This window comes from Bacteroides sp. RTP31139st1_H2_RTP31139_211217 (genome assembly GCF_040227615.1).
Classification (GTDB): domain Bacteria; phylum Bacteroidota; class Bacteroidia; order Bacteroidales; family Bacteroidaceae; genus Bacteroides; species Bacteroides uniformis.
In genome coordinates this window covers 1-8,864 of record NZ_JBCNZM010000082.1, presented here as the reverse complement: position 1 = coordinate 8,864, position 8,864 = coordinate 1, and the positions used below count along the sequence as shown (strand labels likewise).

The following is an 8,864-nucleotide window of genomic DNA, read 5'->3' as shown; positions in this document are numbered from 1 at the left end:
CCAAGCTGCTACAAGAAATACGACTCCAGAAAGAAATCATGACTGGGCTTACACAAGAAATTTTTGCTCCGCTGGAACCAGCTACCAACAAGGCAAATGCCATGATGAGAGCATTCAACACGGGTATGGCTGTTTTTGACGGTATAGTATTGGGGGTAAAGGTAATGAAGAAATTCAGAAAAATATTTGGAAGAAAGAGATAGAATATCGGATAAAAAAAGAGGGGATGGCCATAACAGTCATCCCCTCTTTTTTATCCGATATAGTCTGAGCACTTTTATACGTACGTCTCAAGCAACTTCACTGCTCCTTCAGGCACAATTGTCACTTCTTGGGTTGCAGCTGGCAGCAGGATTGTTTCGCCCGCTTGTACGGAAACTTCATTCTTCTCATTATCAATAATACGGCAAGAACCCTCCACACAAATAAAGATAACAAAAGAATCCAGTTCAGAATAGTCACAAGTGATTTCTTCCGTCATGTCATAGATGGAAGTCGTGAAATACGGGCTTGCCACCATTTCTACCGGTTCATTCTGCACCTGCTCGTACTCCGTACGAAAATCGTCTTGCACATCTGCAAAATTAATGGCATCAATGGCCTGGCTTGTATGCAGTTCTCTTGATTTACCATCCTTATCCTTACGATTGTAATCAAAAATACGGTAAGTGATATCCGACGTTTGCTGTATTTCTGCTACAAAAGCTCCCGCACCGATTCCATGTACCCGACCTGCAGGCACATAAAACACATCGCCCGGTTTAATGGCGCAAGTCTGCAGAACATCCGCAAACGTACCATTATACACTCGTTCCTTATATTCTTTCGGAGTAATCTGCTCTGCAAAACCGGAAATCAGCTTGGCACCCTGGTCAGCAGCAATAACATACCACATTTCATTTTTACCAAAACTGTTATGACGTTTCTTAGCCAACTCGTCACCCGGGTGTACCTGAATCGACAAGTCCAACTTGGCATCAATAAACTTTATCAATAAAGGAAACTTATTTCCGAAACGTGCATAGTTGGCTTCTCCTACCAGGTCTTCCTTATATTTTCTGACCATATCCGGCAGCGTCAATCCTTTGTCTGCACCATTGGCCACTATAGACTCACTGCCTTCTATTGCCGACACTTCCCAACTCTCGCCTACATTGGCAAGGGTATCATTCAAATGTTTGAATGGAATAATCTTGTCGCCTCCCCAAAGCGTCTGCTTCAGAATAGGCTCAAATTTTAGAGGATACATTCGTTGTTTTTATTAGAACTTTCTGTTAATGATGTGATTTTTTTAGATTCCGGGGGCAAACATACAAAAAATATCAATTTGTATTCCATTTGTTAAACGCTAAACTTTCCTAAAATGTTCTCCACATTTCCTTCCAATTACTTGGGGGAACAAAAGAATTTCTTTTTATTTGCAAGAAATTTAATTAATACCATGGATATGATAAACACTACTCCAACAGAAAGTAATTTGTCCGGTTTGAACCAAAAAGACTTTCAAAAGGATATAAATAACAAAAAGACAGATTTGTTTATCCTGAAGAATGCCCAGGGAATGGAAGTTGCAGTTACTAATTACGGCTGTGCAATACTTTCCATCATGGTACCCGACAAAAATGGCAAATATGCCAATGTTGTATTAGGACACGACAGTATTGAACATGTAATCAACAGCCCGGAACCTTTTCTAAACACTACCATCGGACGCTACGGTAACCGGATAGCTAAAGGAAAGTTTACTTTATACGGCGAAGAGCACCAATTGGCAATCAACAATGGTCCCAACTCACTGCATGGTGGTCCGACTGGTTTTCATACCCGTGTATGGGATGCTGTCCAGCCAGAGCCATCAACAGTCATCTTCAACTACACATCCGCTGACGACGAAGAGGGCTTCCCCGGAAATCTCGAAGTAGAAATGACTTATCGCCTGGAGGATGAGACCAATGCTCTGGTCATCGAATACCGGGCTACTACCGATAAAGCCACCATCGTCAATCTGACCAATCACGGTTTCTTCAATCTTGCCGGTATAGCCAATCCCTCCCCTACAGTCTTAAACAATATCGTTACCATCAACGCAGATTTTTATGTACCCATCGATGAAGTATCCATTCCTACCGGAGAGATATTGAAGGTAGAAGGTACTCCTATGGATTTCCGTACTCCCCATACTCTTGGTGAACGAATTGATGAGAAACATACACAAATTGTGAATGGCGCAGGATATGACCATTGCTATGTACTGAACAAGACTGAAAGTGGAGAGCTGAGCCTTGCAGCCACCTGCATAGAGCCCAACAGCGGGCGAACGATGGAAGTATATACCACTGAAAATGGCGTCCAGCTCTACACAGGAAACTGGCTCGGGGGCTTTGAAGGTGCCCATGGAGCCTCTTTCCCTGCAAGAAGTGCAGTCTGCTTTGAGGCCCAGTGTTTTCCCGATACGCCCAACAAGTCCCATTTTCCGTCGGCAGTATTGCTACCGGGTGATGAGTACCAGCAAGTGACAATCTACAAGTTTGGTGTACAAGAATGAAATAACTAATCCAATTTATAAACTTATTAATTTTACAAAACCATGACACAACAAAAACAGAATGGTAAACTCATCGCAATTATCACGATGATCTTCCTTTTTGGTATGATTTCATTTGTTACCAACCTTGCTGCCCCTATGGGAATCGTACTGAAAAATCAGTTTTCAGTATCCAACGCTTTAGGGATGTTGGGTAACTTTGGTAACTTTATTGCATATGCAGTGATGGGAATACCAAGCGGCATCTTACTACAACGGGTAGGGTATAAAAAAACGGCATTGATAGCAGTAGCTGTAGGCTTTATCGGTGTAGGTATCCAATATTTATCAGGTCATTCAAGCCCTGATATGGCTTTTGCCGTATATTTGATTGGCGCTTTCATCGCCGGTTTCTCCATGTGTTTGCTTAATACGGTAGTCAACCCGATGCTGAACAAGCTCGGCGGCGAAGGTAACAAAGGAAACCAGCTTATCCAAGTGGGTGGTTCTTTCAACTCCGTAATGGCCACCATTACTCCGATGTTCGTAGGTATCCTGATTGCCGGTTCCATTGAAAAAGCTACTATCTCTCAGATATTCCCTGTAATGTACACAGCAATGGCTGTATTTGCCATCGCGTTCTTCGTTCTTTTGATTGTGCCCATACCGGAACCCAATGCTGCAACTTCAACAGAACCTATCGGTAAGTTGATGTCAGGCGCTTTAAAATTCCGCCACTTCATTTTGGGAGCTATAGCAATCTTTGTATATGTAGGTGTCGAAGTTGGTGTACCGGGTACTCTGAACTTGTTTTTGACCGATCCGATTGAAAAGGGAGGAGCAGGCATTTCTTCCACCATTTCCGGTTTTGTTGTAGGTACATATTGGTTCCTCATGCTGATTGGACGTCTGGCCGGCGCTTCATTGGGTGCAAAAATCTCCAGTAAGGCAATGCTTACCTTTACTTCCGCATTAGGCTTACTTTTGGTATTCCTTGCCATCTTCTCATCTACCGGTTCGCTTGTCAATCTGCCGGTACTCCAACAAAGTGCTACGGGAGGTCTCTCTTTCGGATTTGCAGAAGTACCTATCAACGCAATGTATCTGGTACTGGTAGGTCTGTGTACTTCCATCATGTGGGGTGGTATCTTTAATCTGGCCGTAGAAGGATTGGGTAAATATCTGGCAGCGGCTTCCGGTCTGTTCATGGTATTGGTATGCGGCGGCGGCATCTTGCCCGTTATCCAAGGTTTGGTGGCCGACATTGCAGGTTTCATGCCGAGTTACTGGGTTATCATCGCAGCCCTTGGCTATCTGTTGTTCTACGGTTTGGTAGGCTGCAAAAATGTCAATAAGGACATCAAGGTCGATTAACAAGAAAATATAGGTAATTTATTTATTCACCTTATAAAATATAAATATCATGGATATAGAATACGTAAGAAGCCGTTTCATCAAGCACTTTGACGGAACAACGGGAGCTGTTTATGCTTCTCCGGGTCGCATCAACCTTATCGGTGAGCATACAGACTATAACGGTGGTTTTGTATTCCCCGGAGCAATCGATAAGGGAATGATTGCAGAAATAAAGCCCAACGGCACAAACACAGTAAAAGCTTATTCCATCGACCTGAAAGATTATGTGGAATTTGGCTTGAATGAAGAAGATGCACCCCGCGCAAGCTGGGCAAGATATATCTTTGGCGTGTGCCGGGAAATGATGAAACGCGGTGTAGATGTAAAAGGTTTCAATACAGCTTTTGCAGGCGATGTGCCTCTGGGTGCAGGAATGTCCTCTTCAGCAGCTTTGGAAAGTACCTATGCCTATGCTTTGAACGACTTGTTCGGTGACAACAAAATAGACAAATTTGAATTGGCAAAAGTGGGACAATCTACAGAACACAACTATTGTGGCGTAAACTGTGGTATCATGGACCAATTTGCTTCTGTATTCGGAAAGAAAGGAAGCCTCATCCGCCTGGATTGCCGTTCACTGGAATATCAGTATTTCCCATTCGACCCGCAAGGCTATCGTCTGGTTCTTGTAGATTCTGTAGTGAAACACGAACTTGCATCTTCAGCATACAACAAACGTCGTCAAAGCTGCGAAGCTGCTGTTGCCGCTGTTCAGAAGAAGCATCCACACGTAGAATTCCTGCGTGACGTTACCATGGGCATGCTGGAAGAAGCCAAAGCCGACATCAGCGCAGAAGACTATATGCGTGCAGAATATGTCATCGAAGAGATTCAACGCGTACTCGACGTTTGCGACGCCCTGGAGAAAGGCGATTATGAAACTGTAGGCCAAAAGATGTATGAAACACATCATGGCATGAGTAAGTTGTATGAAGTAAGCTGCGAAGAACTCGATTTTCTGAATGACCTTGCATTCGATTGTGGAGTTACCGGTTCACGTGTCATGGGCGGTGGATTCGGTGGATGTACAATCAATCTGGTAAAGGATGAATTGTACAGTACATTCATCGAAAAAGCAAAAGATGAATTCAAGAAGAAGTTCGGCAGAAGCCCGAAAGTATATGATGTAGTCATCAGCGACGGTGCCCGCAGATTAGAATAATAGACATCAGCATTCAAATAAAAGGCGTTTCCCAGTAATGGGAAGCGCCTTTTTCTTCTCCCCTATTCCACCGTTTTCCACTCTAAAAACAAAATCATCCGAGAAGTTTATTCCGAACACATCTATCTGTACAGCCAGTTGGCACAGATATGTTTCTTGACACTTATGTTGCATAACATATAAAAGTGTACAGCCTACACTAAAGAAAAGTGTTACTTTTACACCCAAAGAAAGATAATCATCTCATTTACATTAAATACAAAACCATGAAAAGACATGTTCTACTTGCAGGAATTGCCGCAATGATGCTAACTGCGTGCAATCAAAAGACAGAAACAACGCTTACGCTGTCCGGTCTTGATCCAGTAAAATTCCAAACAACAGTCAATGACGCCCAGACACAGCTTTATACGCTGAAGAATAAAGCGGGCATGGAAGTATGCATCACAAACTTTGGGGGACGTATTGTATCCATTATGGTACCCGACAAAAATGGAGTTATGCAGGATGTAGTATTGGGCTTTGACAGCATTGCCGATTACATCAACATTCCAAGTGACTTTGGTGCTTCTATCGGACGCTACGCCAACCGGATTAACCAAGGGAAAATCGTTCTTGACGGAGATACCATACAGTTACCACAGAACAATTTCGGACATTGCCTGCACGGTGGCCCCAAAGGATGGCAATACCAAGTATACAGTGCCAATCCCATTGACAGCACAACTCTGGAGCTCACCCGCATTTCACCGGATGGAGACGAGAATTTCCCGGGTAATGTTACGGCAAAAGTACTTTTCAAGTTAACGGATGACAATGCCATTGATATAAAATACAGTGCAACAACAGACCAAAAGACGGTTATCAATATGACTAACCATTCTTATTTCAATTTATCAGGTGACCCTTCAAAGGCAGCAACAGACCACATCTTATACATCAATGCAGACAACTATACTCCGGTAGACAGTACTTTCATGACAACGGGTGACATCATCTCCGTCAAAGAAACACCAATGGACTTTACCACTCCCAAGAGTGTGGCACAAGACATCAACCGGACGGACTTTGAACAAATAAAGAACGGAAACGGATATGACCACAATTGGGTACTGAATACTAAAGGTGACCTATCCCAAGTGGCAGCCAAACTGACATCGCCTATAAGCGGCATCACCCTGGAAGTTTATACCAATGAGCCAGGCATACAAGTATATACCGGGAATTTCCTGGATGGCACCGTAAAAGGTAAAAAAGGCATTACTTACAACCAGCGCGCTTCCGTATGCCTCGAGACACAACATTATCCGGATAGCCCCAACAAATCCCAATGGCCTTCTGTCGTACTGGAACCCGGACAAATTTACAACAGTGAATGTGTCTTCAAATTTTCCGTAGAAAAATAACAATAACCTTATAAATCATTTATTATCGTGGAAACATTAGATTGGTTAGTCATTGGAATCTTTTTCCTGGCTTTGATTGGAATTATTGTCTGGGTTGTCAAACAGAAACAGAATGACTCAGCAGACTATTTTTTAGGTGGTCGTGATGCCACATGGCTCGCTATCGGTGCATCTATCTTTGCATCCAACATCGGTTCGGAACACTTAATCGGATTAGCCGGTGCCGGTGCTTCCAGCGGTATGGCGATGGCACATTGGGAAATACAAGGTTGGATGATCCTTATCTTAGGCTGGGTATTCGTACCGTTCTATTCGCGAAGCATGGTATTCACGATGCCTGAATTCCTAGAACGTCGCTATAATCCACAATCACGTACAATATTGTCTGTAATATCTTTAATCAGCTATGTACTGACAAAAGTTGCCGTGACGGTTTATGCAGGAGGATTAGTATTCCAACAAGTATTCGGTATAAAAGAACTTTGGGGAATCGACTTCTTTTGGATTGCCGCCATCGGTCTGGTTATACTGACTGCGCTCTACACAATCTTCGGAGGAATGAAGTCGGTACTTTATACCTCCATCCTGCAGACCCCCATCTTGCTGTTAGGTTCACTGATAATCCTTGTACTCGGCTTCAAAGAATTGGGAGGCTGGGATGAGATGATGAGAATCTGCGGTGCAGTCACAGTGAACGATTATGGCAACACAATGACAGAACTTATACGCAGTAATAACGACCCTAACTTCCCTTGGTTGGGTGCACTGATTGGTTCAGCCATTATCGGATTCTGGTATTGGTGTACAGACCAGTTCATCGTGCAACGCGTACTTTCCGGAAAGAATGAAAAGGAAGCACGGCGCGGTACCATCTTCGGAGCTTACCTGAAATTATTGCCCGTATTCTTATTCCTTATCCCAGGCATGATTGCTTTCGCATTACACCAAAAATATCTCGGAACCGGGGGAGAAGGTTTTCTACCTATGCTGGCAAACGGAAATGCCAATGCAGATGCTGCTTTCCCAACTCTAGTAGCAAAATTGCTTCCTGCAGGAGTCAAAGGTTTGGTTGTTTGCGGTATTCTTGCAGCATTGATGAGTTCTCTCGCATCTTTGTTCAACTCATCTGCTATGCTTTTCACCATTGACTTCTACAAACGTTTCAAGCCGAACACTTCTGAAAAAAAGCTGGTAGGAATTGGACAGATGGCAACTGTTGCGATTGTGATATTGGGTATACTCTGGATTCCCATTATGCGCAGTGTAGGCGATGTACTTTACACCTACTTACAAGATGTACAATCTGTATTAGCACCAGGCATTGCCGCAGCCTTCCTCTTGGGGATCTGCTGGAAACGCACCTCTGCACAAGGCGGTATGTGGGGACTGATTGCCGGAATGATTATCGGTTTAACCCGTCTGGGGGCAAAAGTATATTACAGCAATGTAGGAGATGTGTCAAGCAGTACCTTCAAGTATCTGTTCTATGATATGAACTGGCTGTTTTTCTGCGGATGGATGTTCTTGTTCTGCATCGTAGTGGTTATCGCAGTCAGCATGTTTACAGCTGCCCCAAGCGCTGAAAAGATTCAAGGGCTGGTATTCGGAACTTCAACTCCTGAACAAAAAGCAGCTACACGTGCGAGTTGGAATAAATGGGATATCATTCATACCCTTATCATCCTGGGTATTACTGCTGCTTTTTATTGGTATTTCTGGTAAATCGGTATGTTGCTATGATATATATCCATGCAGCATACCCCTTAAACAAAAATTAAGATATGAGTAATTACTATAGTTCAAATCCGAAACTTTATGTAGGTATCGACTGCATTATTTTCGGTTTCAATGAAGGAGAATTGAACCTGCTGTTGCTGAAGCGTAACTTCGAACCGGCAATGGGCGAATGGTCGCTGATGGGTGGATTCGTGCAGGAAGACGAAAGCGTGGATGATGCAGCCAAACGAGTCCTGAATGAACTAACCGGACTGGAAGATGTATATATGGAACAAGTCCAAGCTTTCGGAGCCATAGATCGTGACCCAGGAGAACGCGTAGTCTCCATTGTTTACTATGCGCTCATCAACATCAACGAATACGACAAAGAATCCGTACAGCAACACAATGCTTTCTGGGTAAATATCAATGAACTGCCAGCGCTAATCTTTGATCATCCGCAAATGGTGGAGAAAGCTCGGAAGTTGATGCAACAAAAAGCGTCCACCGAACCAATCGGCTTTAATCTACTACCTAAACTGTTCACGCTGTCACAACTGCAAAGCTTATACGAAGCTATATACGGCGAGAGCATTGACAAACGGAACTTCCGAAAACGCATAGCAGAAATGGACTATAT

General features: G+C 43.5%; 8 protein-coding genes. 7 read left to right on the top strand and 1 reads right to left on the bottom strand.

Translation table 11 applies throughout. From position 1 onward, the window contains the following. On the top strand, positions 1-203 hold a 203-nt coding region (locus ABUA47_RS14160; RefSeq protein WP_349831697.1), incomplete at its 5' end, for a hypothetical protein. A gap of 74 nt (positions 204-277) precedes the next feature. On the opposite strand, the gene ABUA47_RS14155 is transcribed toward ABUA47_RS14160, so the two are convergent. Beyond that, the gene (locus tag ABUA47_RS14155) at positions 278-1,249 is read right to left on the bottom strand and encodes a type I phosphomannose isomerase catalytic subunit (protein WP_022402106.1); all 972 of its coding nucleotides are present in this window, start codon (positions 1,247-1,249) and stop codon (positions 278-280) included. A 198-nt stretch (positions 1,250-1,447) separates the two neighbouring features. Here ABUA47_RS14155 and ABUA47_RS14150 point away from each other — a divergent pair, with 198 nt between their 5' ends. The 6 genes from ABUA47_RS14150 to ABUA47_RS14125 form a co-directional block, all read left to right on the top strand. Next, positions 1,448-2,545, top strand: coding sequence for an aldose epimerase family protein (locus ABUA47_RS14150; RefSeq protein ID WP_057097714.1), 1,098 nt, complete (start codon positions 1,448-1,450; stop codon positions 2,543-2,545). Positions 2,546-2,587: 42 nt separating this feature from the next. Further along, on the top strand, positions 2,588-3,898 hold the full coding sequence (locus ABUA47_RS14145) for a sugar MFS transporter (protein ID WP_005826573.1): 1,311 nt from the start codon (positions 2,588-2,590) through the stop codon (positions 3,896-3,898). 49 nt (positions 3,899-3,947) lie between these two features. After that, complete coding sequence (gene galK, locus ABUA47_RS14140; protein ID WP_005826576.1) at positions 3,948-5,102, top strand: galactokinase; 1,155 nt, start codon at positions 3,948-3,950, stop codon at positions 5,100-5,102. Between the two features lie 266 nt (positions 5,103-5,368). After that, positions 5,369-6,508 (top strand): aldose epimerase family protein, encoded by a 1,140-nt coding sequence (locus ABUA47_RS14135; protein WP_008663672.1) that lies wholly within the window; start codon positions 5,369-5,371, stop codon positions 6,506-6,508. Positions 6,509-6,535: 27 nt separating this feature from the next. Further along, positions 6,536-8,230, top strand: a complete 1,695-nt coding sequence (locus tag ABUA47_RS14130; protein ID WP_005826581.1) for a sodium:solute symporter — start codon at positions 6,536-6,538, stop codon at positions 8,228-8,230. A 59-nt stretch (positions 8,231-8,289) separates the two neighbouring features. Next, a partial coding sequence (locus ABUA47_RS14125; RefSeq protein ID WP_349831696.1) for an NUDIX hydrolase occupies positions 8,290-8,864 on the top strand: 575 nt, incomplete at its 3' end.